This window comes from Nitratifractor salsuginis DSM 16511, from assembly GCF_000186245.1.
Taxonomy (GTDB): Bacteria; Campylobacterota; Campylobacteria; order Campylobacterales; family Sulfurovaceae; genus Nitratifractor; species Nitratifractor salsuginis.
This window is the reverse complement of record NC_014935.1, coordinates 1,553,084-1,579,529: the sequence shown is the minus strand read 5'-3', so window position 1 is coordinate 1,579,529 and position 26,446 is coordinate 1,553,084. Positions and strand designations below refer to the sequence as shown.

The 26,446-nt window shown below is 55.4% G+C and carries 27 protein-coding genes; 19 read left to right on the top strand and 8 right to left on the bottom strand.

The features are described from left to right. Window positions 1–126 precede the first annotated feature (126 nt). Window positions 127–954 carry a pantoate--beta-alanine ligase gene (gene panC / locus NITSA_RS07995; protein WP_013554518.1) on the top strand — a complete coding sequence of 276 codons (828 nt, stop codon included), beginning with the start codon at window positions 127–129 and terminating at the stop codon, window positions 952–954. A gap of 1 nt (window position 955) precedes the next feature. Here panC and NITSA_RS07990 read toward each other — a convergent pair whose 3' ends face one another. Beyond that, the gene (locus NITSA_RS07990; protein ID WP_169308539.1) at window positions 956–2,962 is read right to left on the bottom strand and encodes a peptidoglycan D,D-transpeptidase FtsI family protein; all 2,007 of its coding nucleotides are present in this window, start codon (window positions 2,960–2,962) and stop codon (window positions 956–958) included. 191 nt (window positions 2,963–3,153) lie between these two features. Between NITSA_RS07990 and NITSA_RS07985 the strand changes: the two genes are divergently transcribed. The 10 genes from NITSA_RS07985 to NITSA_RS07940 all read left to right on the top strand — a co-directional run bounded on the left by NITSA_RS07985 (window position 3,154) and on the right by NITSA_RS07940 (window position 14,348). Beyond that, window positions 3,154–4,341 (top strand): peptidoglycan glycosyltransferase FtsW, encoded by a 1,188-nt coding sequence (locus NITSA_RS07985; protein ID WP_013554516.1) that lies wholly within the window; start codon window positions 3,154–3,156, stop codon window positions 4,339–4,341. Then, window positions 4,334–5,371, top strand: a complete 1,038-nt coding sequence (gene murG, locus NITSA_RS07980) for an undecaprenyldiphospho-muramoylpentapeptide beta-N-acetylglucosaminyltransferase (protein WP_013554515.1) — start codon at window positions 4,334–4,336, stop codon at window positions 5,369–5,371. Before NITSA_RS07985 ends, murG begins: the two co-directional genes overlap by 8 nt. A gap of 101 nt (window positions 5,372–5,472) precedes the next feature. Next, complete coding sequence (locus NITSA_RS07975; protein WP_013554514.1) at window positions 5,473–5,916, top strand: hypothetical protein; 444 nt, start codon at window positions 5,473–5,475, stop codon at window positions 5,914–5,916. A 142-nt stretch (window positions 5,917–6,058) separates the two neighbouring features. Further along, window positions 6,059–6,490 (top strand): hemerythrin domain-containing protein, encoded by a 432-nt coding sequence (locus NITSA_RS07970; RefSeq protein WP_013554513.1) that lies wholly within the window; start codon window positions 6,059–6,061, stop codon window positions 6,488–6,490. 108 nt (window positions 6,491–6,598) lie between these two features. Beyond that, window positions 6,599–9,178: an alanine--tRNA ligase gene (gene alaS, locus NITSA_RS07965; protein WP_013554512.1), complete on the top strand. Its 2,580-nt coding sequence runs from the start codon at window positions 6,599–6,601 to the stop codon at window positions 9,176–9,178. Window positions 9,179–9,227: 49 nt separating this feature from the next. Then, on the top strand, window positions 9,228–9,707 hold the full coding sequence (locus NITSA_RS07960; RefSeq protein ID WP_013554511.1) for a hypothetical protein: 480 nt from the start codon (window positions 9,228–9,230) through the stop codon (window positions 9,705–9,707). A gap of 147 nt (window positions 9,708–9,854) precedes the next feature. Continuing rightward, on the top strand, window positions 9,855–10,406 hold the full coding sequence (gene maf, locus NITSA_RS07955; protein ID WP_013554510.1) for a septum formation inhibitor Maf: 552 nt from the start codon (window positions 9,855–9,857) through the stop codon (window positions 10,404–10,406). A 2-nt stretch (window positions 10,407–10,408) separates the two neighbouring features. Then, on the top strand, window positions 10,409–11,500 hold the full coding sequence (locus tag NITSA_RS07950; protein ID WP_013554509.1) for an aminotransferase class I/II-fold pyridoxal phosphate-dependent enzyme: 1,092 nt from the start codon (window positions 10,409–10,411) through the stop codon (window positions 11,498–11,500). After that, window positions 11,497–12,189 (top strand): ATP-binding cassette domain-containing protein, encoded by a 693-nt coding sequence (locus tag NITSA_RS07945; RefSeq protein ID WP_013554508.1) that lies wholly within the window; start codon window positions 11,497–11,499, stop codon window positions 12,187–12,189. The genes NITSA_RS07950 and NITSA_RS07945 overlap by 4 nt, the downstream gene beginning before the upstream one ends. Then, complete coding sequence (locus NITSA_RS07940; RefSeq protein WP_013554507.1) at window positions 12,186–14,348, top strand: penicillin-binding protein 1A; 2,163 nt, start codon at window positions 12,186–12,188, stop codon at window positions 14,346–14,348. Before NITSA_RS07945 ends, NITSA_RS07940 begins: the two co-directional genes overlap by 4 nt. A 335-nt stretch (window positions 14,349–14,683) precedes the next feature. Here the strand turns inward: NITSA_RS07940 and acpS are convergent, their stop codons facing one another. The 3 genes from acpS to NITSA_RS07925 are packed head-to-tail and all read right to left on the bottom strand — an operon-like array spanning window position 14,684 to window position 15,631. Further along, window positions 14,684–15,040, bottom strand: coding sequence for a holo-ACP synthase (gene acpS / locus NITSA_RS07935; protein ID WP_013554505.1), 357 nt, complete (start codon window positions 15,038–15,040; stop codon window positions 14,684–14,686). A gap of 4 nt (window positions 15,041–15,044) precedes the next feature. Beyond that, entirely contained in the window at window positions 15,045–15,233 is a 189-nt protein-coding gene (locus NITSA_RS07930) for a hypothetical protein (protein ID WP_013554504.1), read from the bottom strand. Further along, window positions 15,230–15,631, bottom strand: a complete 402-nt coding sequence (locus tag NITSA_RS07925) for a hypothetical protein (protein ID WP_013554503.1) — start codon at window positions 15,629–15,631, stop codon at window positions 15,230–15,232. The genes NITSA_RS07930 and NITSA_RS07925 overlap by 4 nt, the downstream gene beginning before the upstream one ends. A gap of 133 nt (window positions 15,632–15,764) precedes the next feature. Here NITSA_RS07925 and NITSA_RS07920 point away from each other — a divergent pair, with 133 nt between their 5' ends. The 8 genes from NITSA_RS07920 (at window position 15,765) to NITSA_RS07890 (ending at window position 22,583) form a co-directional block, all read left to right on the top strand. Further along, window positions 15,765–16,154, top strand: a complete 390-nt coding sequence (locus NITSA_RS07920; RefSeq protein WP_013554502.1) for a hypothetical protein — start codon at window positions 15,765–15,767, stop codon at window positions 16,152–16,154. A 327-nt stretch (window positions 16,155–16,481) separates the two neighbouring features. After that, a complete protein-coding gene (locus tag NITSA_RS07915; RefSeq protein ID WP_013554501.1) occupies window positions 16,482–16,835 on the top strand; it encodes a hypothetical protein in 354 nt (117 codons plus the stop codon). 11 nt (window positions 16,836–16,846) lie between these two features. Further along, complete coding sequence (locus NITSA_RS07910; RefSeq protein ID WP_013554500.1) at window positions 16,847–17,527, top strand: c-type cytochrome; 681 nt, start codon at window positions 16,847–16,849, stop codon at window positions 17,525–17,527. Then, on the top strand, window positions 17,517–18,953 hold the full coding sequence (locus NITSA_RS07905) for a cbb3-type cytochrome c oxidase subunit I (protein WP_013554499.1): 1,437 nt from the start codon (window positions 17,517–17,519) through the stop codon (window positions 18,951–18,953). Before NITSA_RS07910 ends, NITSA_RS07905 begins: the two co-directional genes overlap by 11 nt. Before the next feature lie 54 nt (window positions 18,954–19,007). Further along, the gene (locus NITSA_RS11420; RefSeq protein WP_013554498.1) at window positions 19,008–19,172 is read left to right on the top strand and encodes a hypothetical protein; all 165 of its coding nucleotides are present in this window, start codon (window positions 19,008–19,010) and stop codon (window positions 19,170–19,172) included. Between the two features lie 124 nt (window positions 19,173–19,296). Then, complete coding sequence (locus NITSA_RS07900) at window positions 19,297–21,006, top strand: nitrite reductase (RefSeq protein WP_013554497.1); 1,710 nt, start codon at window positions 19,297–19,299, stop codon at window positions 21,004–21,006. Window positions 21,007–21,063: 57 nt separating this feature from the next. Continuing rightward, window positions 21,064–22,191 carry a multiheme c-type cytochrome gene (locus tag NITSA_RS07895; RefSeq protein WP_013554496.1) on the top strand — a complete coding sequence of 376 codons (1,128 nt, stop codon included), beginning with the start codon at window positions 21,064–21,066 and terminating at the stop codon, window positions 22,189–22,191. Continuing rightward, complete coding sequence (locus tag NITSA_RS07890) at window positions 22,176–22,583, top strand: thioredoxin family protein (RefSeq protein ID WP_013554495.1); 408 nt, start codon at window positions 22,176–22,178, stop codon at window positions 22,581–22,583. The genes NITSA_RS07895 and NITSA_RS07890 overlap by 16 nt, the downstream gene beginning before the upstream one ends. Here the strand turns inward: NITSA_RS07890 and NITSA_RS07885 are convergent. From NITSA_RS07885 to NITSA_RS07870, 4 genes are all read right to left on the bottom strand, one after another. Beyond that, window positions 22,578–23,468 carry a protoglobin domain-containing protein gene (locus tag NITSA_RS07885; protein WP_013554494.1) on the bottom strand — a complete coding sequence of 297 codons (891 nt, stop codon included), beginning with the start codon at window positions 23,466–23,468 and terminating at the stop codon, window positions 22,578–22,580. The two genes, NITSA_RS07890 and NITSA_RS07885, sit on opposite strands and share 6 nt — an antisense overlap. A gap of 18 nt (window positions 23,469–23,486) precedes the next feature. Continuing rightward, a complete protein-coding gene (locus NITSA_RS07880; protein WP_013554493.1) occupies window positions 23,487–24,557 on the bottom strand; it encodes a cytochrome-c peroxidase in 1,071 nt (356 codons plus the stop codon). Between the two features lie 71 nt (window positions 24,558–24,628). Next, a complete protein-coding gene (locus NITSA_RS07875; RefSeq protein WP_013554492.1) occupies window positions 24,629–25,588 on the bottom strand; it encodes a helix-turn-helix transcriptional regulator in 960 nt (319 codons plus the stop codon). A 12-nt stretch (window positions 25,589–25,600) separates the two neighbouring features. Next, on the bottom strand, window positions 25,601–26,419 hold the full coding sequence (locus NITSA_RS07870) for an SDR family oxidoreductase (RefSeq protein WP_223162226.1): 819 nt from the start codon (window positions 26,417–26,419) through the stop codon (window positions 25,601–25,603). Window positions 26,420–26,446: the final 27 nt, after the last annotated feature.

The following is a 26,446-nucleotide window of genomic DNA, read 5'->3' as shown; positions in this document are numbered from 1 at the left end:
ATGAGAAATTAGGAATTAGAAGTTGTAAACAGTTTTATTTGACTAGAATCCTAAATTCTAATTCCTAACTCCTAATTACACAAGTTTGGGGTAAGATTTTAGCAAAATATCGTAGAAGGCGAGGTTATGAAGGTAGAGAGGAGTTATGAAGAGTTCGTGACGGTGCGGGATGCATTGACGGGATCGATCGGCTTTGTCCCCACGATGGGGGCTTTACACGAGGGGCACCTGTCGCTGATCCGCCGGGCGAAAGAGGAGAACGATCACGTGATCGTCTCGATCTTCGTCAATCCGACCCAGTTTCTCGAAGGGGAGGATCTCGACAAATACCCCCGGAGGGAAGAGGCGGATCGCAGGATCTGCGAATTGGCCGGGGTGGATCTGCTCTATATGCCGACGACGGATCAGATCTATGAAGAGGATGAACTCTCTATCGGGGCACCGAAGATCCGGGGATATATCCTGGAGGGGGCCAAGCGCCCCGGCCATTTCGACGGGATGCTCCAAGTAGTGATGAAGCTGCTCAATCTAAGCCGGGCCGACCGGGCTTATTTCGGTAAGAAGGATGCACAGCAGCTGGTGCTAATCAGGCAAATGGTGCGCACCTACTTTATGCGAACGCAAATTGTCCCCTGTGAAATCGTCCGCGATCCCGACGGTTTGGCACTGAGCAGCCGGAACCTCTATCTGAGTGATGAAGAGCGCCGCCGTGCGCTGAGTCTTTCGCGGTCCCTGAAGCGCGCCGCTGAAATGATACAAAACGGCGAACGTAAGAGTGAAGTGATTCGAAGGGCGATGGAGGGGATACTGGAGTCGGAAGTGGATCGCCTGGAGTATGTGGCCATCGTGGATCGGGAGTTTCGGCCCCTGGAGCGGGTGGAAGAGGGCAACACGATCATCCTAGTGGCCGCCTGGGTCGGGAAGACTCGCTTGATCGACAATCTCTGGCTCTGACTCAGAACATATCGGGCAGGGCCTCGTGGGGTGTCCGCCGGCGGGGGATTGGAGCCGGGGTATAGACCCGGGGTTTGTGGTGCACTCGGGCGGGGATCGGTGCCGGTCTGCGGTGCCGGGGCGCTGTATGGTTTTTCCGCTCCTGTCGACGCATCTGCTCCCGCTGGCGGCGGAGCAGCTCTTTGATCTGCCGGGTGCGTTCCTGCTGCTTTTTCCGGGCGGCGGCGCGGCGTTTTTTCTCTTTGGCCAGCATCGCTTCCCGCTGTTCGGGAGTGAGGTTGGGGTGGAGATAGCCCAGTTCCACCATATCGTCCACAATGGCTTTGAAGGTCGGGACGGCGGATTGGGCGGCGAAATATTTGTGGTACTTGCTTGCCTGGATCACCAGGACTCCGATCTCGTAGCGATGCCCTTTGTCGTCGTTGGCGAAACCGTAGAAGGAGCTGTTGTATTTTTTGACATAGTGGCCGTGCTCGGTGATATGGGCCGTTCCTGTTTTGCCTCCGATGTCCAGGCCCGGGTACTGGGCGGCGACACCGGTTCCTTCGCTGACCACTTTTTCCAGGATTCGGTGGAGTTGCCGGGCGGTGTGGGGTTTTATGATCCGATGAGGTGCCGGAGTGTCGATGCGGTATTTTTTCCCTGAGGCATCGGTGACGGAATCCACGATCCGGGGAGTGACGAGCAGGCCGCCGTTGTTGAAGGCGTTGTGGGCCCGCAGCAGCTGGACAAAGGTCGCGTGCATTCCGTAGCCGTAGGCCTGGTTGGCTTCGTGGGGTTTGCGCTCCAGCAGACGGGCCGGCTTGATCCGCCCGGGGAGTTCCCGGGAGAGGTCGATACCGGTGCGCCGCCCCAGGCCGAAAGCGCTCAATCCCTTGTGAAATTCCGCACCGCTGAGCCGCCAGGCGATCTGGGAAATCCCGATGTTGGAGGAGTGGACGATGATGTCGGTGGCGCTGAGGGAGTCGTAGGCTTCGTCGTCGGTGATGGTTTGGTGTTTGCTGATATGAAAAGGCCCGCCGTTGTAAGTGTTGATGACCGTATCGGGAGTGACCCGGTTCTTGTCGAGGGCGATGGCCAGGGTGAGGGGTTTGATGACGGAGCCGGGTTCATAGGGGTATTCGGTGAATTTGGCATTGAGCTTGGGGATATCCGCCTGGGTGATGTGCGCGGGGTCGTAACGCTCTGAGCTGGCTAGAGTGAGGAGTTTGCCGCTTCGGCTCTCCATCACGGCGGCGATGATCTCTTTGGCCCCGGTCTCTTCTTTCATCCTGTCGAGGGTCGCTTCGACATACTTTTGCAGCGCGAGGGAGACATTCAGGTGCAGGTTGTATCCGTCTCGGCGGGGGATGCGCAGGCTACTCTTGTTGCGGATGATGGTGCCGATGACATCCCGCATCCCCCGCACCAGGCCGTCCTGGGTTTTGTTGAGGTAGGGTTCGTAACGCTTCTCCAGCCCCTTGACGCCGTAGATCTTTCGATAGCGGCCGACATTGCGGCTTCGGACATAGCCGATGACGGGGGTCAGGGTATCTTTGAGCTGGAATTCCCGTTCCTCTCCGTTTTCGAGGATATCCAGCCCATAGAGGACCTGGACACCCCGTTTGTTGGGGAAGGAACGAAAGACGTGGAGACGACGGAGCTGGTAAGCCAGATACTTCAACTGGATCGCGGTGGAAGCGTCGATCTCTTTGCTCAGGACGACGAAGCCTTTTTTGGGATGCCCTTTTTTATCGAGAAATGCTTGCCGGACCTCCTTTTCGGACAATCCGCTGTAGATGGCGAAAAGACGGATGAAGAGCTCTTTTTTCTCCGGATCGATGCTGCGGGCGTGGACGGTGGCTTCGTAGGTTTTGTTGGACCGGCTGATGGTGTAACCCTCCCGGGAGAGGATGGCTCCCCGCAGAGCCCGATCGTGAATGACCGAAGTATGCGGCGGCATTTTTCTGGGACGCTCCTGGATACGCAGAACGGCGCTGAGGAAGCCGGCGATGAGAACGACCGCCATAATGAAAAGGATGAGAAGTTTGGTACTTCTGGTGGTAAATATCCGTTTGTTGCCCATTATTGTCCAAGATCCCAAATTTATGCAAATAGCTATACTTTTACGGGAAGATTTCTGCTATTTTAGTGAAAACTATCTTCAGATAGACTATAATTTCGGTACTTGATACTATTTAATAAAAATTGGGAATAACAATGTCGGACAAAGCACTTTTTTATGCAGTATGTGCTCTTTTTACCCTCTCGCTTGTCCTGGTCTACTCCCTCTCGACCTTCACGGTCCACTATTACGGTTACGACGATTTTCACTTTTTTTTGCGTCAGCTGGCTTCGGTCCTCCTGGGGATCGGCATTATGGTGACGTTGAGTTGGCTCGATCCCGACCGCTGGTTCGTGCGTCTGGGCTTCGCCATTTTCCTCCTCTCCCTCCTGGCGATGATCCTGATGCCCTTTCTGCCGGCCTCTCTGGCCAAGGAGGTCTTGGGGGCCAAGCGCTGGATTCGCCTCGGGCCCATCTCGCTGGCGCCGGTGGAGTTTTTCAAGGTCGGTTTCGTCTTCTTTATCGCCTGGAGTTTTTCCCGCAAATTGATCCAGCACGGCAAACTCTCCCTATTGCGGGAGTTTCTGGTTCTACTGCCCTATCTGGCGGTGTTCGGCCTGGCGGTGGTGCTCATCGCCATCTTCCAGAAGGATCTGGGGCAGGTGGTAGTCCTGGCGGCGACGATGCTCATTCTGACCCTCATAGCGGGCCGCAGCCTCAAATTCTTTTTCACTTCCCTTTTCCTGGGTTTGGTCGGTGTGGTGACTTTGATCCTCATTGCCCCCCACCGGATGCGGCGTATCAAGAGTTGGTGGTCGACGGTGCAGGATCATTTCCTGAGCTTTTTCCCCCAGGATATGGTGGCGAAGCTTCGGGTTCCGGAAGCGAGCGAACCCTATCAAATCGCCAACTCACTCAATGCCATTCACAACGGCGGTTGGTTGGGCCAGGGGCTGGGTAACGGACAATTCAAACTGGGTTATCTCAGTGAAGTCCATACCGACTTCGTTTTGGCAGGTTTGACCGAAGAGCTCGGCTTTGTGACTCTGATCCTGGTGGCGGGGCTGCTGATCTTCATCATCTTTCGACTACTGCAGATTGCTTCACGCCTTCATCAGCCGGCTTATTACCTCTTTACCGTCGGGGTGGCGCTGCTGATCCTCTTTGCCTTTATCGTCAATAGCTACGGGATCGCCGGGGTGACACCGATCAAAGGGATCGCCGTGCCTTTTCTCAGCTATGGAGGATCCCAGATCCTCGCCTCATCGGTGGCCATCGGGATGGTCTTGATGGTTTCGAAGAAGATCGAAGAGAAAAAATCCAAAAGGAAAAAACATGGGTAGTATCGTTATGACCGGCGGCGGGACGGGAGGGCACCTGGCGATTGTCCGGGCAGTGAAAGAAGGCCTTGTTACTTCCGAGACGCCGACAGCTCCTCCGGTCTATATTGGTTCCACCGGAGGGCAGGATCGGCGCTGGTTCGAAGAGGATAGCGACTTTTCCCGGCGCTATTTCCTTCCGAGCCGGGGGGTGGTCAATCAGGGCTTTGCGGGCAAGATCGCTTCTTTGAGAGTGCTGGCCCGTTCGGTGATGCAGGCGCGATCGATCCTCAAAGAGCAAAAGGCAAGCGTGGTCTTCTCCGTGGGCGGATATTCTGCCGCGCCGGCGGCGATCGCGGCGCTGCTGACGGGTATTCCGCTGGTGATCCATGAGCAAAACGCCGTCCCCGGCACCCTCAATCGTCTGCTGCGCCCCTATGCCAAAGCGTTCCTCTCCTCCTATGACCCCGAAAGTCCCATCCGGGCCTATCCCGTCAAATCGGTCTTCTTCGACAAAGCGAGGGTGCGCAGTGAGGCGAAAACCATCCTTTTCCTGGGCGGTTCCCAGGGAGCGGCGGCCATTAACGAGCTGGCCCTCTCCCTGGCGCGGGATCTCCGGGAGCGGGGGATCGCCATCCTCCATCAGGCGGGAGAGCGGCACCTGGAGCGGGTCCGCGACGCCTATCGGGAGCAGGGGGTTGAAGCGGAGGTTTTCGGCTTCAGCGACAAAATTCCCGACTATATGGCAAGGGCCGATTTCGCCGTGGCCAGAGCCGGTGCCTCCACCCTCTGGGAGTTGGCGGCCAACGGCTTGCCCACCCTTTTCGTCCCCTACCCCTATGCAGCCGGGGACCATCAGTATCACAACGCCCGCTTCCTGGCGGAACGACGCCTCGCCTGGGTCCTGCGCGAATCGGAATTGGAACCCGGCAAAGTCCTCGACCTGCTCAAGCAGGATCTCTCCATCCCCAGCCGCGGCCTGATCGAGTTCACTCCCCGCGACGGTGCCCGCGAAATCGCCGGCTTGCTGCAGAGCTATCTGGGCACGCACTAACTTTCCTTCGTTTCTCTTCACGATTCCTCCCCGATTTTCATCTAAGATTCCCGTTGAATCCCACACTGAATGTGGGGAAAGTTCGGACGACGGAGGAACACATGATGAAAAAAAGAATCCTTGTGACGGTCGGAATCCTTTTCCTGGCTTTGGGCTTGAGTGGATGTGGCGGTGGAGGCGGCGGCAGTGCGTCGATCCCATACAAAAAAGCTTATCTGCAGACCTACGACCCTGAGAGTGACAGCTATGTCGGAGTGGAGGGCGTGGCCTACCGATGTGGGCCTGATGAAGGGGTGACCGATGCGGACGGGACCTTCCGCTATGTCGATGGAGACCGGTGTACTTTTTACGACCTGGATGATACCCTCTCCCTCTCCGATCCCGATCTGCTCTACCTGGGGGTCAGCCGTGACGGCTCCCTGGGTTGGGGGAATGTCCCTTATCAGTGCATCTCGGGCTATGAAGGCTTGACGGAGCCGACGGGAAGGTTCCAGTTCGATCCCTGGTGGGAGCCTTCCGGTGACCGCTGTACCTTCGAATTTTGATCCGGAGGGGGACAAAGATCGCTTTGATGAGTGATGGGGGAGGATTCTATCGCGTCACCGGTCTGTGAACTTTGATGAACTGTAAATTTTTTGGGTTATAATACTTCATTAAGTAAATCAGGAAAAAGAATGGGAGTCGGTTATGTTTTCACTTTTTGAGCCTAAACAAAGGAAATTGGTTAAACAATGGAAAAAAGAGCATGAAGAGCTCGTGATCCTTGGTGAAAAGGTAATTGGAGAGTATGTCAAGAATAATCAGGAGGCTACCAAACGCTATCTCAAAAAGTTCGTGGATATGGCGGTGGACCATTTGGGAAGCGAAGATATCGAAATGTTCAAAATGCTCCGTGACACCGACATGAACGACAAAAAGGTCGAAGAGCTTATTTTCCAGTTCCAAAATTCTTTCAAAGACACCAAAATGACTTTGATGAAATTTCTTGCCAAATATGTCCGAGACGATGCACAGTTCGATGAGGAGTTTTTCGATACCTTCCAAAATATTTTGGAAATTCTGAAAGAGCGGATCAACTATGAAGAGGATAACCTCTATCTCTACCTGAGCCTCAGCTGAGGCCAATAACGTCGGGGAACTCTCCCAAAGGCCATTCTCTCCGACAAAACTTTTCCCCTATCTCTTTTCGCTAAAATATCACCCATTAATCGACCGAGGGAAACAACCATGGATATCCGCAAGATGTATCTCGACTATTTCGCCCAGAGAGGCCACCGTGTGGTACCCAGCTCCCCGCTGGTACCCGACGATCCGACCCTGCTCTTCACCAACGCGGGGATGGTGCAGTTCAAAAGCATTTTTACCGGCGAAGCGCCGATTCCCAATCCTCCCAGAGCGACCAGTTCGCAGACCTGTATTCGGGCCGGAGGCAAGCACAACGACCTGGACAATGTGGGCTATACGGCCCGGCACCATACCTTCTTCGAAATGTTGGGGAACTTCAGCTTCGGCGACTATTTCAAAAAAGAGGCCATCGCTTTCGCCTGGGAATTCGTCACGGGCGAAGAGTATCTGGCCCTGCCGGTCGAAAAGATCTGGGTGACCGTCCACGAGAGCGATGACGAAGCCTACGAGATTTGGAAAGAACACATCGCCGAAGAGCGGATCAAGCGTTTCGGGGACAAGGACAATTTCTGGCAAATGGGCGATACCGGCCCCTGCGGCCCTTGCAGCGAAATCTTCTACGACCAGGGCGCGGAACACTTCAACGGCCCCGAGGATTATATGGGGGGCGACGGCGACCGTTTTCTGGAGATTTGGAACCTGGTTTTCATGCAGTACGAGCGGGATGAAACGGGCGAGCTCCACCCTCTGCCCAAACCCTCCATCGATACCGGAATGGGCCTGGAGCGGGTGGTCGCCATCAAGGAGGGGGTCTTCAACAACTACGACTCTTCCCTCTTCAAACCCCTGATCGACGCCATCACAGAGATCGTCGGTAAGGCCCCGACCGAAGAGACCATCGCCAGCTATCGGGTCATCGCCGATCACCTGCGCTCGACCACCTTCCTCCTGGCCCAGGGGGTCAACTTCGACAAAGAGGGGCGGGGCTACGTCCTGCGCCGCATTATGCGCCGGGCGATCCGCCACGGCTATCTGCTGGGCCTCAGAGAGCCCTTTATGCATCGCCTGGTCGATACCCTCGTCGAGCAGATGGGCGGGCACTACGACTATCTGCCCAAACGGGCCGAAGCGGTCAAGACGGCGATGAAGATGGAGGAGGAGCGCTTCTTCGAAACCATCGAAGCGGGGATCAAACTCTTCAACGAAGAGCTGCAGCGCACGAAGGATGTCTTTAGCGGGGAGGTGGCGTTCAAACTCTACGACACCTACGGATTCCCTCTCGACCTGACCCAGGATATGCTCCGGGAGAAGGGGATCGAGCTGGATATGGCCACCTTCGAAGGCAAGATGGCCGAGCAGAAGGCCAAATCCCGCGCCGCTTGGAAGGGCAGCGGTGACGCGGCGGTCAGCGGCGATTTCAAAGCCCTGGAGGAGCGCCACGGCCCCAACCGCTTTGTCGGCTACGAAGAGACCGATACCAAAACCAGGATCGTCGCTCTACTGGATGAGAATTTCAAAGAGGTCCAAAAACTCGAAGGGCTCGGATGGGTGATGCTTGATCCCACGCCCTTCTACGCCGAGTCGGGCGGGCAGGTCGGTGACCGGGGTGAGTTGGTGGTCTGGAGCGGCGGACCCAACGTCAAAGTCCTCGATACCCGCAAATTCCACGCGCTCAACCTCTCCTATGTCGATACCGAAGGCAACACCCTGGAAGTAGGTCAGGAGGTCGAAGCGCTGGTGGATGATTCCCGCCGCCAGATCGCCAAGCACCACAGCGCGACCCACTTGCTTCACGCCGCGCTGCGGGAAGTGCTGGGCGAGCACGTGACCCAGGCGGGTTCACTGGTGGAGGCGACGCGCCTGCGCTTCGACTTCACCCATCCCAAGGCCCTCAGCGCCGAAGAGTTGCAAAAGGTGGAGCATTGGGTCAACGAAGTGGTGGACCGTGCCATCGAGGGAGAGGTCAAAGTCCTTCCCATCGAAGAGGCCAAAAAAGAGGGGGCGATGGCCCTCTTTGGCGAAAAATACGGCGATGAGGTGCGGGTGGTCCGCTTCGGCGACGCTTCGGTGGAGCTCTGTGGGGGGACCCACGTTCGCAATACCGCGGAAGTAGGCCTCTTCGCCATCACCAAAGAGTCGGGCGTGAGCGCCGGGGTGCGCCGGATCGAAGCGGTCTGCGGTAAAGAGTCGGCCAAGCTCTTCGATCACCTGCGCCGGGAGCGCAAAGAGATCGTCGAAGCGGTGAAAAACCCTGAGCCCCTGGCCGGTATCGCCAAGCTCAAAGAGCAGATCAAAACCCTCAAGAGCGAACTCGACGCTGCTCTGGCCGGCGGCGCTAAAGAGCTTGCCGAAGAGAAGATCGGTGACATCACGGTGATCGTCGACGAGGTGAAGGCGGGGGATATCAAAAAGATGATCGACGAGATCAAGAACCGTCACGAGAAGGTGGCGGTGATGCTCTTCCAGAAAAAGGGCGATAAAGTCCTCCTGGCCGCCGGCAGCAAAAACACGCCGGTCAAAGCCGGGGATTGGATCAAAGAAGTCGCTCCGATCCTGGGCGGCGGCGGGGGCGGACGCCCCGACTTCGCTCAGGCGGGAGGGAAAAACCCCGAAAAGATCCCCGAGGCGATGCGGGCGGCCAAAGGGTATCTCGACGATGCTTTGCGAGCGATCGACCTATAATTAAATTAGAAAGTAGAAATTAGTAATTAGAAATTTGGAGGAGTGTGGGATGAAAGATCTGTTTGCCAATTATGCCCATATCATCATTTTTCTGCACGTTTTGGGGGCCTTTGTCTGGGTCGGGGGGATGATCGCCGTGCGCGCGGCGGTTCATCCGGCGCTGCAGAGTATCGAAGATCCCAAAGTGCGTCTGGAGACGACCCTTCGGGTGACGGGGCGGCTCTTTGCCCTCGTGGCGCCTTTTATCCTTTTGATCCTCCTGACGGGCCTGGTGATGGTGATCGCTCTGGACGGCCACCACGGTGCCAACAAGACCATCTTCATTGCCAAAGAGGGGATCTGGACCGTGATGGCTCTGAATTACCTCTTTATGGTTTTCAAGCGTGCCCGGGCCTGGAAGCTCTTCCAGGCGGGCGATCCGGCCGCCGCCAAAGCACAGGTGGCCAATATCCCCAATCTGTTGCTGCCCATCAATATTTTGCTGGGGGTCGTGGCGCTCTGGCTCGGAATCACACTCCGGGGAGTGTGATTCAATGAGAAATGAGGAGTTAGGAATGAGGAATTTTGGATTGCTTTGCTCTGCAAAGCTTTTTTTGAATAGTGATTACTTTGGACGACTAAAAAATTCTCCATTCTCTATTCTCCATTCTCCATCTCATAAGAAGTGGAGCTTCTTATGATAAGGCTTTGTTCCGCCTCCGAGAGCCGTGCCAAACTCCTCAGAGAGTTCGATATCGATTTCATCCAGTCTCCCGTGGACTTCGACGAGGAGCAGATTCAAACGAACGATGCTAGAAAATTCGTCTACCACGCTTCCAAAGGCAAGCTGGAAGCGGCAGAGGCGGCTTTTGGCTTGGAGATCCCGCTGTTGGTAGCCGATACGGTGATCGCCGGGCCCCGGGGGCAGATCCTGCGCAAGGCGAAGGATCGCGACGATGCCGAGCGGATCTTGAGGACGATCAGCGGAGAAGAGATCGCCATCGTCAGCTGCGCCCATCTCAAATCGGCCCGGCGTTACTTCCTGGACCTTTCGGCGACCCATTACCGATTCGCTCCCTTCGACGAAACCGAGCTGCAGCGCTATCTTGAGAGCGGGGAGTGGCAGGGCAAGGCGGGGGCCTGTATGGTCGAAGGGTTTTGCAAGCCTTACATCGAGAAGGTGCAGGGGCTCGAGAGCACGGCGATGGGATTGCAGGTGGAGATCCTGCGTCCCTGGATCGAGGTGTAGCGGTGCCCTACAGTCGGGAGCTCGAAGCGTTGCGCAGGGCGGGACGTTTCCGCGAGCGCCGGCTCTATGACCCCTCTTTGATCGACTTCGCCTCCAACGACTACCTGGGGCTGGCCGAAAAGCGCAAACAGCTTCACCGGGCCCTGCACCGGCTTGAAGATTTCCCCGCTCACGCTCCCAAGGCGAGTATGCTCGTCAACGGCTACCACCCCGTCCATCAACTCTTCGAAGACCGCATCGCCGAGCTCAACGGTTTCGAAGGGGGCATTATCGTGGGCAGCGGTTACCTGGCCAACCTCGGGCTCATCGAAGCTTTGGTGCGCAAAAAGGACCGCTTATTTATCGACGAGGAGTATCACGCCAGCGGGATGATGGCGACGGGGCTGCTGGGGGATCGGGTGAGCCTCTTTCGCCACAACGACCCCGAAGAGCTTCGCCGTATGCTGCGCCAAAGCAAAGCCAAGCGGAAGATCGTCGCCGTGGAGGGGGTCTACTCGATGAGCGGGGATTTGGCCGCCCGGGAGATCTTCGAAATTTGCGAAGAGGAGGGGGCTTTGCTGATCGTGGACGAGGCCCACAGCTCCGGAGTGCTGGGGCGGCATCTGCTGGGGATCTTCGAGCACTACGGCATCGCCCCCTGCCCTGGGCATATCAAGATGGGGACTCTGGGCAAAGCCTACGGGAGCTACGGTGCCTACATATTGGCCGAAGCTTCGATCCTCTCCTATCTGGAGAACCGGGCCAAGCCGATTATCTACTCCACTGCCCCTTCGGTGATCGATACGGCTCTGGCCTTGGAGAACTTGGAGTATATCCGCCGTCACGCGCCGAAACTGCGCCGTCGGATCGGGAAGCGGCGGCAAATCGTGCAGAGGATTCTCGGGAGGCGGATGGAGTCGCTGATCCTGCCGATCCCTGTCGCTTCGAATACCCGGGCTTTGGAGCTTCAGCGGGAGCTCACTGAGCGGGGCTGGCTCGTCGGCGCCATCCGCCAGCCCACGGTCCCGCGACCGATCCTTCGGATCATCCCACGGCTCGGCGCTCCCAAAAAGGAGCTCAAAAAGATGCTCAGCTACCTTAAGGAGCGTCTTTGATCCGCGTCGAAACCCTGAAGATCTATGAAGGGGAACGCCCTCTGGTCGATCTGAACTTCGAGCTCAAAGACTCACTGGCTCTGGTGGGCCAAAGCGGCAGCGGCAAGTCGCTGACCCTCAAGGCACTGCTGGGGATGCTCCCCTCCAATCTACGCTCGGAGCTGAAGATCTCGGCTCCTTTCGGGCTTGTTCGGGGCTGGACCCTCTCCTTCGTTCCCCAAAATCCCTTCACCGCCCTTTCGCCGCTGACCAAAATCCGCAAGCAGTGGTTCGCTTCCGAGGAGAAGGCGCGGGAACTTTTTGCGTTGCTGGGGCTGGAGTGGAGCCTCTTCGACCGCTATCCGCCCCAGCTCAGCGGAGGGCAGCTTCAGCGCATCATCTTCGCCGTCGCCCTGAGCAGCGATCCGAAACTGATTCTGCTCGACGAGCCGACGACGGCCCTGGACCCCCATCTGAGGGAGGAGGTCGCCCGCATTCTGGTAGAATTGCAAAAACGCTTTGCCTTCAGCATGCTCTTCGTCACCCACGACATCAACCTGGCGGCAAAGATTTGCCGGGAGACGCTGGTGATCCGGGAGGGGCGCAAGGTCGAGGCCGGGCCCAGTGAGGTGATCCTGGCCCATCCCCGCAGCGACTATACCCGGCGGTTGCTGGAAGCGAGTTTCGCCCGGAGGGAGTTCCGTCGATGATCAACCGTTTTGTCAAAACCTCCATCTTCCTGGCGATCCTTTTCGGCATCGCGTTGGTGGGAGCCTTCGTCTACGCCTATCAGGAGGTGAAGCTCGACGCCGACAAGATTATCAACTACCGCCCCGAGCTCTCCACGGAGATCCTGGACCGGCACGGCAAACATCTGGCCTACGTCTTCAAAAAACGCCACCGCCTCTACGCCACGTTTGATGAGCTGCCTCCCAAACTCGTCGAAGCCCTCATCGCTACCGAGGATACCCGCTTTTTTGAGCACCACGGGGTCAACCCCGACGCGATCCTGAGGGCGATCGTCGCCGACATCAAGGCGGGCCGCTTCGTCGAGGGGGGATCGACCCTGACCCAGCAGCTGGTCAAAAACAAGCTTCTCTCCAGCCAAAAAAAGCTGGCCCGCAAGATCAAAGAAGCGATCCTGGCCATCAAGATCGAGAATGTCCTGAGCAAAGAGCAGATCATTGAGCGTTATCTCAACGAGATCGCCTACGGAAACAACTATTACGGAGTCAAGACCGCGGCCCAGGGGTATTTCCACAAACCCCTCAAAGACCTCACCCTCAAAGAGATCGCGATTCTGGTGGGCTTGCCCAACGCTCCGAGCTACTACAACCCCCGCCGCCACTACAAGCGGGCGCTCAACCGGGCCAACGCCATTCTCTACCGAATGAAACACCTAGGCTGGATTACCGACGAGGAGTATCACAAAGCGATCAAGGAGACTCCCAAGATCTATCGCACCACCCTGACGCAGAACGTGGCGCCCTATGTGGTCGATGAGGTGCTGCGCCGTTTCCGCGGCAAGCTGGCGGATATCCGGACCGGCGGCTATAAAATTTACACCACCATCGACCTCTCGATGCAGAAGAAGGCGCGCAAGGCGTTGAAATACGGCTACGGCCGCCTCCTCAAACGCTATAAGGAAAATCCGAAAAAGAGCGATCTCAACGGAGCCTTGATCGCGGTGGAGAACAAAACGGGAGACATCCTCAGTATGGTCGGAGGGGTCGATTACAAAAAAAGCGCCTTCAACCGGGTGACGATGACCCGACGCCAGCCGGGATCGGCCTTCAAACCCTTTATCTACCAGACGGCGCTCGATATGGGCTACAACCCCGCTTCCAAACTCACCGATCTCGCCCGGACTTTTGTCTACTACAAGAACGGTCACCGCAAGATCTGGGCTCCCAAGAATTACGAACGGGATTTCAAAGGCTTCATCACCCTCAGAGATGCTCTGGTCCACTCCCGCAACCTGGCCACCATCAACCTGGTCTACGACATCGGGATCGCAACGATCCGAAAGCGCCTCAAACTCCTGGATGTGGAAAATATCCCCAACGATCTCTCCATTGCCCTGGGGAACCTGGCGCTGAGCCCACAGAAGATGGCCCAGATTTATACGGTCTTTTCCAATTACGGCCATATGATCGAGCCGAGGCTCGTCAGCAAGATCGTCTCCAGAGAAGGGGCGGTGATCTACGAGACGAAGCCCAAGGAGATCCTCGATTTCACCCGTCCGGAGCAGGCGTATCTGATGACCAGCATTCTCGAGGATGTCATCAAGCGAGGGACCGGCCGAAAGGCTGCCGTCAAAGGGATAGAGCTGGCGGGCAAGACGGGAACCACCAACGATGGGGTCGATGCCTGGTTCTGCGGCTACTCCCCGTCGGTGACCACCATCGTCTGGTACGGCCGAGACAGCAACCGTCCCATCGGGCGCCACGCCACCGGCGGATCGGTATCGGCCCCGGCTTTCGCCTATTTCTATCGGGAACTTCTGAAGCTCTACCCCAATATGCCCCGGGTTTTCCCGGTCCCCGACGGGGTTTACGAAGGAGAGGTTGACGGACATAAAGAGCTCTATACCAAGATCTCTCCTCTGCCCAAAGGCGAAAGCGGGGATTTTCTGGATGAGGGATTCGCCCCCGCGACGCCAGGTGAGCGGAATCAAAGTGAGGGAAGCGCTTCGCGTGCCGCCGGAAGCACGGATGCGACAGACGAAGTGGAGATGATCCCTCTGGATGGGGATTCGGCGGCCAGCGGCAGGATCGAGGATGAGCAGGGGAGAGAAGTGGTTGACCCCCTCCATCCTCCCCGGAAGAATCCGGCTCCCGTCGGTGGGGATAGCGGATCGCTCTTTTAATGTCCTCGTTGGATACTTTCTTTTTTTCCTATCCCTATATTCCTGTCGTAAATATCGTTCCCCGTTACGTCACTGCCCAAACCCTGAATGAATTTCTAACCGATGAACACTTCACGATTGCCGTCTAAGAGAACCGGCCTTCCGGCACTTGCTGTGGTGACGGCCATTGAGGCTGATCCTGGTTTTCTTCCACGTATAGCGTGGGAGCGGAGGCGGTGTTTTCTAGTGCTATGAATGTTACACGGCATAAAAAACGAGGTTGCGGCTTCCATTTTCGCAACCTTCCAAATCAGCTTCAAACCCCTTGACAAATCTATCAGTTATGTCAAACTCGGTTACTCGGTTACTATCATGACCACCGCGATGGCAAAGCCGCCGTCGTGGCTAATAGAAAGCGAGCTCTCTACGATCCCGAAGCGTCGGGTAACTGCTTCATCGAAAAGAAGATGGGGGGCGCCCCGTTCATCCTTGACGATGTGCATATCGTGAAAGCCCAGATCGGCTCCGATGCCGCAGCCCAGGGCCTTGGCCGTCGCCTCTTTGGCGGCCCAGAGCCCGGCGAGGGTGGCATCGGTGCTATCTGCATCGTATTCCGATTCATCGAGATAACGTTTGAGAAATCTCTCCCCGAATTTTTCACGGCTCTTTGTGATCCGTTCGATGAGGGCGATATCCGTTCCCACCTTGATCATCGCATTATCCGTATTTGAGGTAGGCGGCGACCAGAAGAGAGATAAGGATCGTGACGCCGATGACCATCGTTTTGTACCACTTTTCATGGATATCGAAACGCTCCATAAGCCATTCGGCGATGCGCATAGCGGGATAGGCGAAAAAGAGGAGCAGTACGCTGGTATAGACCAGCATCAAAACCGTATTCATCATTGGGGTTTCACTCCATAATAGTCTTGGACGAAATGACGCTCTTTTTCATTTTGAAATGCGATGGTTTTGAGGACTTTCCCCTGATCGTCGAGGATCTCCAGTCGGTCGTGGCGAAGCCTGAGATGCTTGCCCGCCCATTGGCGGTCGAGCTCCTGAAGCCGCTTGTAGAAATTCACGGCATCCGGCTCCTCTTTGAATTTGGGGTCCTCTTTGCTGAGGATCCGCAGGCCGCCTATGCTCTTTTCTATTGTATAGGGCTCGAAGCTTCTGACAATCGGATAGATCCGCTTGTCCCGATAGGGCGGTTTGCCTTCGATAAAGGCGACGATGGCCAGAAAGACCATCAAAAGTCCCAAAGCCAAAACGATCTTTTTACTGAATATCTCTTTTTGTGCCATACTGAATTCCGTTCCTTGCGCCATTTTTGCGGTAGTATAGGCTCTCTCTCATTAGAGCGTGTTGACTTGTATCAAGGAAGGGAAGCGTCAAACTCAGCTAGACTTTCCCCAAAAGAGCAGGAGGAGAAAAGCGATGCTATCACAGTTTTTTCGATTGGAAGGGGCCTATTTGGTATTGGCGGGGATCATCCTCTTGATCACCCTCTATGTCTCTACCCGTCCCTTCATGTCCAAAGGAGCCCCCAAAAAAGCTTTGTTCTGGGTGGGCCTGGTCCTCATTCTCTTTATCGGGGGGCATTACTGGGTTACCAGCTCCCGGATCGCCGAAGTCAAAGCCGCCTTCGAGCAGGGAAAACCGATCCTCTGTGAAAGCCGGGCCATCCGAACCGCCGCCCAATCGATCGAGATACGCAAGGGGATAGCCGATTGGCATCTGGAAGGAGACAACTTCGTCTCCCCCCAATATGTACGCCCCTTCAGTGCCGCGCGATGTATTGTCAAAAAGTCTTTAAAGGCTTTTTGAATTGAGAATTGAGAATTGAGAATGGAAAATTGAGAATTTTTGATTCTGGATTATAATAAAGTGAACATATATAATACCGGATTACACTGCAAGTAACACGATTTTTCATACCCAATAACCAATATACCAATACACTCCCAACCGACTTCGTTCAATGATTAAGCGAGAAACCGAGGAACAAAATTCCTCAATGTTCAACTCTCCCAATAACCAATGACTAATCTACCAATAACTTTCAAATCTTGACCTCTGTCAATGCCCCGTCCGGGGAAAGCCGCCATAATACCCTATGCTCGTCGTAGCATAACGTTCAAAGGAGTCCTTGACATGGGAAATACTGCACCACTTTGGCATTCGATCGCTCCCGATCAGTTCCTGCCGATCTTCATCGTCTCTACTCTGGTGATCGTGCTGGGGGCTGCCTACGCGGGAATGATCACGCTCGTCAAAATGGGGTATCTCTCACGGAAATGGGAACCTGTGGGCTATCTGCTCTGGATTTTGCAGGTTCTTAGCCTGTATGAGTTGGCCATCCTGATTCACAGCAATCACTACACCACCAAGGTGTTGATCGTGACGATGGTGGCCTATCTCTTCGTACCGCATCTCTATTTCTATCTCATTTCCGAGTCGGAGAAACGGTATGACCAGAAGAAGCCCAACGATACACACAATCAATAAAAGGAGGAAAAATGGCTGAGAAAAAAGCATCGGTCTGGACGAGTATCAGCTTTTGGCGACGCTCGGCAGCCTGGGTAACCGGGTTCGCGACGATTCTGCTGATCTTTCTGACCTTCGACACGATGAGTCAGATTCGCATGGGAACCGATAAGGAGTTGCAAGAAGAGGTGGCGACCGGCAAAGAGACACGCCGGATTCCCGCCCCGACGGTGATCAACTACCATATCGACTACAAATACAATGAGAAGCGGGGCCTCGAAGTTCCCGTCATCGGGAAAAAAGAGCCCTTCTTCGGAAAAGAGTGGAGCCCCAAAGAGGCTGCAGCCCTGCTGCACCTGGGTAAGCTCACCTCTCAGGCCAAGAACTGCATGGATTGTCATACCCTGCTCGGTAACGGTGCCTACTATGCGCCCGACCTGACCAAGGCCTGGCTCGATCCTATGTGGGAAAAGACCATGCCTGCTATGACGAACAAGAAGACCAAAGAGGAGGCGATGGTTGCCTTCCTGACGCATCCTGAGCGGTACCCCACCCATGCGCGGATGATGCCCAACCTGGGGATCACCGAAAAAGAGGCTATGGGTCTGGTGGCTTTCCTGAAGCATATGTCGGCTATCGACACCAACGGCTTCCCCAGAGGCTTCTCCAAAGGCGTGAAAGAGTATCAAACAGGAGGGACCTATGCTCAGTAGTATCAAAAGCAACGTTTTACAGTCGGAGTCGAAAAAGCTCGCGATGATGTATTTCAGAGTGGCGATCATCCTCTTCGGGGCGCAGCTGCTCTTCGGTTTGTTAGCGGGATTGCAATTCCTTTTCCCCGGCTTCCTTTACGGGATCCTGGATTTCAGTGTCAACCGGATGGTTCACATCAACGCGCTGGTCGTCTGGATGCTCTATGCCATGATCGGCTCGGTCTATCTGATGTTGCCGGACGAGACCGGGATCGAAACCGTGGGTATCGGCCTGGGTAAGCTGGCTTTCTGGGTCCTTACCGCGGCAGTGACCGTGGTAGTCCTGGTCTATCTCCTGGTTCAGGTCGGACCCGGTAAAGAGAGCACCATCTGGTTGATCAACGAAGGTCGTGAATATCTCGAAGCACCGCGATGGGCCGATATCGGCATTGTCGTTGTGGTCCTGATCTTCTACTGGAACGTTTTTGCTACCTATATGAAAGGGAAGCGCACAGGAATTATGACCGTTATGGTCGCGAACCTGATGGCCCTGGCCGGTCTCTATCTGGCGGGTATGTTCTTTACTGACAATATCTCCGTCGATCAGTACTGGTGGTGGTGGGTCATCCACCTCTGGGTGGAAGCGACCTGGGAAGTCTTCGTCGGTACGTTGGCGGCTTACGCTTTAATCAAAGTCATCGATGCCAAGCGTGAAATCGTCGAAATGTGGCTCTGGATCGAAGTCCTGATGCTCTTCGGTTCTGGTATTCTTGGACTGGGTCACCACTACTTCTGGATCGGTACTCCCGAGTACTGGTGGGAGATCGGAGCCCTCTTCTCCGCACTGGAGCCTGTGCCTCTGGTCGCCATGTTCGTCCATGTCCTCTATGACTGGGGGAAAGAGCAGGGTCATACCGAGGCAAAAGGTGAAAAATCGGCCATTAAAAACGGTCCCGCAATGGCTTGGATTACGACCAATGCCTTCGGAAACTTCCTTGGGGCCGGTATTTGGGGATTCTTCCATACCCTGCCTCAGGTCAACATCTATACCCATGGATCGCAGTTTACGGCAGCTCACGGCCACTTGGCCTTCTTCGGCGCCTATGCGACGATCCTGATCGGTATGATGTATCTGGGCATTCAGGAAGCCTACGGGATCAAGAGAATGAAAGCGACCTTCAAGTCCAAAATGGCGATCTTCCTGATCACCTTCGGTGTTTTGGGAATGGCTGTAGCTCTGACCATCGCCGGCTATGAGCAGGTCCTGGTTGAGCGTGCAGAGCTGGGAGCCGGATGGCAAGCCTTCTTCACCGCCCAAAACCTCCCCTGGTATGTCCAGGCACAGGTATGGCGTGAAATCATGGGTCTGGTCACCTTTGTCGGATTCGTCTATCTGTTGATCGACCTGCTGACCATCGGTAAGAAAGAGGCGGCGCAAGGCGCCTGATTTTCGCAAAGGAGCGAAGCTCTTTTGTGTTGACATTACATAAGGAGAAATGCGATGAACTTTCATATGTTCGAACAGTGTGCGGATGTGTCCTGCCACAATATTTTCGCCTGGCTCAATCAGGGGCCGCTGACGCTGACGCTGACGTTGCATACGATTATCATTCTGCCGATGATCTGGATCTATTTCAGCGAAAAGAAGAAACTGCAGAATAAGTAGTCTTGACCGAAGTCATGATTTTTCAAGATTTGTTGGAATAAAATTGAAGAATCGGATGACGGGAGAGAGTGGTCGATGTGTACATCGGCCGGAAATGAAGATGAATCAATCCAAAGGAGGAAAGATGAAACTTGGAACAGTCCTTAGTTATGTAGCGGCGGTTTCGCTGGCAGCGACAATGGCCCAGGCCGGAACGTCAAAAATGGATTTCGCCAAAGTCTATGAGAAAGAGTGCCAGGGTTGTCACGGCCCCATCCACCAGGGTGGTGTCGGTGCTGACCTGCGCCCCAAGGCTCTGAAGAAAAAGAATAAGCAGATGCTGGTCGATACCATTCTGGAGGGTCGCCCCGGAACGGCGATGCCGGCGTGGAAATCGAAATTCAGCCGTGACGATGCCGCAGGGATGGTCGACTGGCTGATGAACTGGAAAAATACCGTCGAACTCAAGCTCGATCTCGATCAGATCAAGAAGAGTTGGAAGAAATTGGCGGATCGTGAAGCGCTCTTCAAGAAATATCCCACACCTACCGACGTGAAGAGTGTCAAAGATATCGTTTTCGCCACTGAGCGTGACGCGTCTCTGGTCGACTTCATCGACGGTACCACCGGTAAGGTCCTCTCCCGCCACAAGGCAGGTTTCGCTGTTCACGTCACGGTGACCAACAAGCGGATGCCCCGCTACGCCTATTCGATCAGCCGCTCCGGGCGTCTGACCATGTTCGACCTCAACGCTCCCGGCCAGCCGGCGATTGCCAGTGTGCAGGTAGGACAGGAGTCTCGCGGTCTGGCTGTCTCTCCCGACGGTAAATATGTCATGGCGGGAGATTACAATCCCGGCGGCGCCGTCCTCTGTGACGCCAAGACCCTGGAGCCGCTGAAGGTTTATCCCACCTCCAGTGTCATCGATCCTGACGGAAACATCGGACCCAGCCGCGTCGCTTACATCGCCGATACACCTTATGCTCCCTATTTCAGCTTTGCGCTGAAAGACGGCGGCCATGTCTATATCGTCGATTACAGCAAACCTGACTTCCCGGTCGTAGGGGATATTCCCAACATCGGTAAAATCCTGCACGATGCGTTTGAAAACGAGGGTGTGGATGAAGGTCGTTTCGTCTATGTCGCTTCTCAGGGTAGTGACCTGATGGGTGTTGTCGACCTCAAGACCAAAAAGCTGGCTGCCAAGATCTATACCGGCCCCGGCACCAAGCCCCACCCCGGACAGGGAAGCTCCTGGTACAACGACAAGTACGGTCAGCTCAACGCGACCAACAGTATGAACGTCGGTGATGTCGTTATCTGGAATATGGATAACAAAGTGGTCGCCAACGTTCCTACCGCCGGCGGCGGACTCTTTGTCGGTACCAGCAAAGATACTCCCTATCTCTGGTCTGACTGTGTCCTGGGCGGACCCCACAACTACAACAAGGTCTATCTGATCAACAAGCAGACCCTGAAGACCGATCGGATCATCGAAGTCGGCAAGACCAAAGGTCACCTGATCGATGCCCATACCGGCAAGATCCTGCAAGAGTGGGATGCGACTCAGTATCAGACGGTCAAAGGCAAGCAGGTCTCTTCCAAGATTTCCAAAGAGACCTTGCTGACTTATACTGCCAAGCATGGGCCCAAGGTCAAGAACCCTGTCGTTCCTCGCCTGCTCCATGCCGAGCCTGCCAACCATGGCAAGTGGACCTTCATCTCCGAGTGGACCACCGGACGGATCGGTGTTTACGAGTCTGAGACTGGAAAGTTCGTCAAGTATATTTACAATATGACGACTCCGACCTTCACTTACTCCGTAGAACATCGCCAGGAAGTTCCCGGAGCGTAAGGCTCCTGTCACTCTCCTTCGGGAGGGTGATGCCTTGACTTTTCCAAGGAAAACCCAATGCATCATCCCCTGCTGAAAATTTTGGCTTTTCTTTTATTCTCGTATACTGCCGTTGGCGCCGCTACACCCTATATTCCCAATCACAAATGCAAAGAGTGTCACGAGAAAATCTACGAAGAGTATGAACACTCGGCTCACCATCTGAGCTATTTCACCGACGAACTCCACCGGAAAGTCGCCAACGCTTCCAATCCCAAAACCTACGAGTGCGCTCCATGCCATATGCCGGCCGCATCCAACATTGATGCGCTCGTCTCCGGCAAGGAGCGTCCCCGCGAGAGGGATGTGAGAGAAAGGGATGGGGTTTCCTGCTTCTTCTGTCATACCATCGCCTATGTGAAAAAAGCTCATCATTTCAATCTCAATCTCCCCGCCAAGCAGGCCGAGGGGTACAAACCCTCCCTTTTCGGCTCCTACAACAATCCCGACGAGAGTGACAAACACTCATCCCTCAAAAGTCCCATCTACCGGGATAATGTCTGTATGGGATGCCACAGCCACAAGGTCAACGAGAACAATGTCACGATCTTCCGGGCGATGCATCCCACCGACAATAGCCGTGGATGCATCCGCTGTCATATGCCTATGGTCCCCGGCGGAGCTGAAAAGCACAACAATCGTAACCGCAGCGAGCACCACAGCCACCGCTTCCCCGGGATCCGTGATGCCAAGTTCCGCGCAACAGGCTATCGTTTGAGTGTATCCAAAGAGCCCGGCGGAATCGCCGTCACCCTCGAAAACCGTATGCCCCATCCTATGATCATCCAGCCTGCCCGGGCCAAATATCTCAAGATCACGGTCAAACGCAAGGGCAAAACGATTTGGCAAAACTACCGAAAAAGCCCAACCGAAGATCCCAAAGCCTACTTCGCTTACTATTTTTTCAAAGACGGTCATCCCATCGTCATTCCCACTCCTGCTACCTCTGAAAAGGTCAACAATCTCCAGGGCAAGGAGATCCGCACCCTCAACTACAAAATACCGGGACTCCGTTCCGGAGACCAGGTCACCGTGACCCTCTACGGCCGTCTGGCCAAGGAGGAGTGCCTCAGAGCCATCGACCTGGCCGACAAGCGTTTCACGACCCCGATGAAGATCAAAGAGCTTCGATGGACCGTCCCCTAATCCTGAGACGTTTTTTATTCCTTTTACTGACGGTTGTGCCGCTGTGGGCCCGTATCTCCTGGATGGGGGATTACGCGGCGGCCCATCGTTTGGCCCTTCGGCAGCACAAAGATCTTTTGGTGGTTCTGGTGAAAAGAGGGTGTCGGGAATGTGGGGAATTGATCCGTCGGATCGGAGTCGATGAACCTTTGCGGCAGAGCATCGAGAAGCGATACATTCCGGTCATCATCACCGCTGATTCGGGTGCCCGCTATCCGATTGAGCTCTACTACACGACCCGATTTCCCACGATCTTTTTCGTCGATGCCGCAAAAGAGACCTTTTTGGCGCCGTCCTGTTACGGGATGGGGTGCATCAAGAGAAACATAACAACCATTCCAACACGACTATAGACGTTTCCTCCCCACCAGCCAATAGGAGAGAGCCAGTCCCAGGGTCACCAGGCCGATGATCATCAACTCTTCACCCTTTTCCGGCGAGAGTGAATAGATCAATATCTTGCGGATCAGGGCGGCCATAGCCAGCATAATAAACGCGCCGATGGCGAAACCTCTTCCCTGCAGGTGGTGGATCTCTTCGTGGATGAGCTCGATAGCGGCCCAGAGAACCAGGAGGCTTCCTAGGACGCTGAGAATCCCTTTTTCGATCCCCTCGTCTCCGGTAAAGAGCAGATAGACATCATACAAAAAGAGCCCGATGGAGAAGATGGCGACGATCCCCAACGCTCCCGCGAGAAAGAAGTTGATGTGGGAGCTGAATTTTTTGAGCCATCCAAGGATTTCACGTTCATATTTGGACATAGAGAGGAATTTGCTCAGCTCCTCCTCACGGTAGGAGCTGGTCAGCACGTCGAGATTCATATCGATGATCTTCTCGACAGCCATAATCTCTTTGATATGCCGTTCTTTGTCGCTGAAATCCTCTTCGATATGTTGCAGCACGAAGGTCCGCACATAGGTAAACGCGGAGTTGACATAGTGGGTAGGCAAGCCGATCTTTACGTGGATCTCTCCGATTTTATAGAGGCCGGTGAAGTAGACTACGTCGTATTTCCCGCAAAAAAGATTGAGAAACCACTCTTTGATCTTTTTGCGATGATAGGCGATGATCTCGTCATTTTTGAGGAAATCGGCCGTTTTCCCAAAGCCCCAGATGTAGTTGTAGAACCCGTCAATGAATTCATCGGCCACTTGACGCATTTTGGGTTGCATCTCTTTGAGAATAGCCGCCTCTTCTTCCGTAAATCTATAATGGGATTTTAAACTATCGTATTCCATTAGGGCTCCTTTCACTTCTCAATACCCGTAGTCCACGATTTTCCCGCTGAGGGATTTCAAAAAGGCGACGACATCTTCGATCTGCTTTTTGTTGAATTCGTGGCCGATCTGGTATTTACTCATGATCCGCACCGCTTCGTGCAGATCCTTGACGGCGCCGTTGTGGAAGTAGGGGGAGGTCCTGGCGATGTTGCGCAGCACCGGAACCCGGAAGAAATCCCTGCCGCCCCGTCCGTGGAAATCTCCGACATTGTCGAAGGGGAATTCACTGCTTTTCATATGGAATTTGGGTGTGAACTCAAAGCCGAGATAATCGCTGAGGTAGGCGCGAAGGGGAAAGCGTTTGACGAATTGCCCCCCGACGCTCATCCCGCTGTGGCACCCTTTGCATCCTTTGTGCATAAAGAGGGTCAGCCCCCGTTTGGCTGCCGGGGAGAGGGCGCCGGTGTTGCCTTCGAGGAATTCGTCGAAGGCGCCTCGGGTCAGCAAGGTTCGCTCATAGGCTCCGATGGCCATACGGATATTATGGAAAGTGACCCCCTCTTTGCCGAAAACCTTGGCAAAGGTTTGGCGGTATTGGGGATCCTTTTTGAGCCGCGCTACCGCCTCTTTGGGGGTGAGGTTCATCTCAAAAGGCGCTTGGATCGGGCCGCCCGCCTGCTCCTCGACGGTGTGGACCCTTCCGTCCCAGAACTCATATTTCTCCAAAGCGGCGTTGAGCACTGTGGGAGAGTTGAGGTGGTGGGGGTTGATGCGGCCGTGATAGCCGATGGCCGCCGGGCGGTTATCATCGCCCCCTTCGGCGAGAATGTGGCAACTGGCGCAGCTGACGGTGCGGTCTCGGGAGAGGATGGGGTCGAAGAAGAGCTTTTTCCCCAGGGCGATCTTGGCGGGGGTCATCGGGTTGTAGGTGCCGTTGACCTCCCGCATCAGGCCCGCACGGGTTTTGGGGATGGGGCGATAGCCGCTTTCGAGCGCTTCTTGGCGCAGGACTTCGTCGGAAGGGACTTTGAGCGGTTTTTCCGGGAAAAAGGAGGGGAGGGAAAAGATTCCGGCAAAGATGGCCAAAGAGATCAGCAAAGCTTTCATTTTTCGCTCCTTGCTCGATAGGATTCTCTTCGATTATAGAGTGCAAGGAGCGTTAGTTCAATGCATTTTAGTCACAATCGGGATTTTTCACCGTCACGAAAGGGATTTTTGAGCAGATCACCGGGATAGATGCCGAAGCGCTCGAAAAAGAGGGCGCTGAAATGGCCCGGATGGCGATACCCCACCGCCCGGGCTACCTCTGATACGCTCATCATCCGATCCCGCAGGAGCCGGTTGGCCTCTTTGAGGCGCAGGCTTTGTACATAGCTGTGGATCGTCGTGCCGAAACGTTTTTTGAAGGCCCGTTTGAGTTTGAAGTCGTTGCTGCGCACCAGCCGGGCCAGCTCCGGGATGGTCAGCGCCTCGGTGTAGCGCTGCAGGAGCACAGCCTTGGCCCGGTCGGTGATGAGCCGCTCCTCTTCGCTGAGCTCGGCGGGATCTTCCCACTCGATCATCCCCAGTTGATGGATCAGCAGTTCGAGGGCCCGGTGTTCCGTGGCGATGTTGCTCAGCGTGCTTTTGCGGCTGGAGGCGCGAATGTGGCGGATGAGGTATTCGCTAAGCGCATCCACGGGGCGACGGTGGATCAGCTCAAAGGGGACGCCGGCGGCCAATCGGGTGTAGAGGCGGTCGATGGGCTCCCGGCGGTTCTGCGTCAGATAGCGGCGGATGAAGAAGTCGCCCACAAAGAGGGCAAAAGCGTGCATCGGGTGCTTGGCGGGGCTTTGGACGAGCAGATCCTGACGGGAGCTGAGCACGATGGCACTCTCTGCTGCCTTGAGACTGAGCGATCGGGCCTCGCGGCGTTCCTGGAGATCGAGCCGGCCTTTGAAGACAAAGAGAAAGGCCAGCATCCGGTCGATCCCGCTGACCGCTTTGCAAAAGCCCGGATTCTCTTCCCCCTCTAGCGAGGCTTCCAGACAGACCAGTCCGTTGGAGATGTCGAACCGGCGGATGAGCCTTCCTGGGCCTTTTTCGAGGTCGCTGACGAGGCAGCGCCGCTCCTGGGCCCCGAAAAAAAGGCTCCTCACCGTGCACCTCTCTTAAAATCCATAGCTGTCCCGCACCCGCTGTTCATACTCGGCATCGTTGAGCTCCCGACGCATCGCGAGAAACTTTTTGGCGATCTCTCCCACTGCGACCCGTGCGGGGGCTTCCTCGGTCTCGATGAGGTAGCGGATGGCGTGTGCCACTTCCATCGGGTCGTTGCCGTGGTTGATCTCTTCGACGATTCTCGGGGCCAATTGTCGGGAGAGGGGAGCGTAGGGGCTCGTTTCACTTTGGATCTTGGCGTTGACTTTGAGGTTTTTGCGGGCGAACTGGGTGCTGAAAAAGCCCGGCATCACCGAATGGACCCGGATCCCCGCGGGCGCCAGCTCCAAACGCAGGGAATCAGTCACCCCCTCCACGGCGTATTTGCTGGCGTTGTAAAAGGTCAGCAGGGGCAAACCCACCCGCCCGAGAAAGGAGCTGATATTGACGATGACGCCGCTTTGCCGTCGGCGCATCACCGGGATGACCTGCCGGGTCACCCGCAGCAGACCGAAAAGGTTGATCTGAAACTGCTCTATAATCTCCTCTTCCTCCGCCTCCTCCACGGTGGCTACCAGCCCGTAGCCGGCGTTGTTGACCAGCACGTCGATGCCCTTGTTCTCCTGCAGGATCGTCTCCACCGCTTGCGCTACCGAGCTTTTGGAGTGCAGGTCCATCGCTACGACACGGGGAGGATCGGAAAGCTCCGATTTTTCAAACTCGGCCCGGAGTCTTTCGGGATCGCGGCTAGTGGCATAGACGCGGTAACCGCACTCGGCCAGGTACTGGGCCGTGACACGCCCCATACCGCTGTAGGCTCCGGTGATCAAAACGGTCTTTTCGATCTTCTTCTCCTT

Excerpts from the sequence above, each read along its gene's own strand:
- NITSA_RS07880 (WP_013554493.1), bottom strand. The coding sequence starts at position 24,557 with ATGAAAGCTTTGCTGATCTCTTTGGCCATCTTTGCCGGAATCTTTTCC.
- NITSA_RS07915 (WP_013554501.1), top strand. The coding sequence starts at position 16,482 with ATGGGAAATACTGCACCACTTTGGCATTCGATCGCTCCCGATCAGTTC.
- NITSA_RS07970 (WP_013554513.1), top strand. The coding sequence starts at position 6,059 with ATGTTTTCACTTTTTGAGCCTAAACAAAGGAAATTGGTTAAACAATGG.
- NITSA_RS07920 (WP_013554502.1), top strand. The coding sequence starts at position 15,765 with ATGCTATCACAGTTTTTTCGATTGGAAGGGGCCTATTTGGTATTGGCG.
- NITSA_RS07910 (WP_013554500.1), top strand. The coding sequence starts at position 16,847 with ATGGCTGAGAAAAAAGCATCGGTCTGGACGAGTATCAGCTTTTGGCGA.
- NITSA_RS07925 (WP_013554503.1), bottom strand. The coding sequence starts at position 15,631 with ATGGCACAAAAAGAGATATTCAGTAAAAAGATCGTTTTGGCTTTGGGA.
- NITSA_RS07990 (WP_169308539.1), bottom strand. The coding sequence starts at position 2,962 with ATGGCGGTCGTTCTCATCGCCGGCTTCCTCAGCGCCGTTCTGCGTATC.
- NITSA_RS07960 (WP_013554511.1), top strand. The coding sequence starts at position 9,228 with ATGAAAGATCTGTTTGCCAATTATGCCCATATCATCATTTTTCTGCAC.
- NITSA_RS07940 (WP_013554507.1), top strand. The coding sequence starts at position 12,186 with ATGATCAACCGTTTTGTCAAAACCTCCATCTTCCTGGCGATCCTTTTC.
- NITSA_RS07985 (WP_013554516.1), top strand. The coding sequence starts at position 3,154 with ATGTCGGACAAAGCACTTTTTTATGCAGTATGTGCTCTTTTTACCCTC.
- murG (WP_013554515.1), top strand. The coding sequence starts at position 4,334 with ATGGGTAGTATCGTTATGACCGGCGGCGGGACGGGAGGGCACCTGGCG.
- NITSA_RS07905 (WP_013554499.1), top strand. The coding sequence starts at position 17,517 with ATGCTCAGTAGTATCAAAAGCAACGTTTTACAGTCGGAGTCGAAAAAG.
- NITSA_RS11420 (WP_013554498.1), top strand. The coding sequence starts at position 19,008 with ATGAACTTTCATATGTTCGAACAGTGTGCGGATGTGTCCTGCCACAAT.
- NITSA_RS07900 (WP_013554497.1), top strand. The coding sequence starts at position 19,297 with ATGAAACTTGGAACAGTCCTTAGTTATGTAGCGGCGGTTTCGCTGGCA.
- acpS (WP_013554505.1), bottom strand. The coding sequence starts at position 15,040 with ATGATCAAGGTGGGAACGGATATCGCCCTCATCGAACGGATCACAAAG.
- alaS (WP_013554512.1), top strand. The coding sequence starts at position 6,599 with ATGGATATCCGCAAGATGTATCTCGACTATTTCGCCCAGAGAGGCCAC.
- NITSA_RS07930 (WP_013554504.1), bottom strand. The coding sequence starts at position 15,233 with ATGATGAATACGGTTTTGATGCTGGTCTATACCAGCGTACTGCTCCTC.
- NITSA_RS07890 (WP_013554495.1), top strand. The coding sequence starts at position 22,176 with ATGGACCGTCCCCTAATCCTGAGACGTTTTTTATTCCTTTTACTGACG.
- maf (WP_013554510.1), top strand. The coding sequence starts at position 9,855 with ATGATAAGGCTTTGTTCCGCCTCCGAGAGCCGTGCCAAACTCCTCAGA.
- NITSA_RS07975 (WP_013554514.1), top strand. The coding sequence starts at position 5,473 with ATGATGAAAAAAAGAATCCTTGTGACGGTCGGAATCCTTTTCCTGGCT.
- NITSA_RS07885 (WP_013554494.1), bottom strand. The coding sequence starts at position 23,468 with ATGGAATACGATAGTTTAAAATCCCATTATAGATTTACGGAAGAAGAG.
- NITSA_RS07895 (WP_013554496.1), top strand. The coding sequence starts at position 21,064 with ATGCATCATCCCCTGCTGAAAATTTTGGCTTTTCTTTTATTCTCGTAT.
- panC (WP_013554518.1), top strand. The coding sequence starts at position 127 with ATGAAGGTAGAGAGGAGTTATGAAGAGTTCGTGACGGTGCGGGATGCA.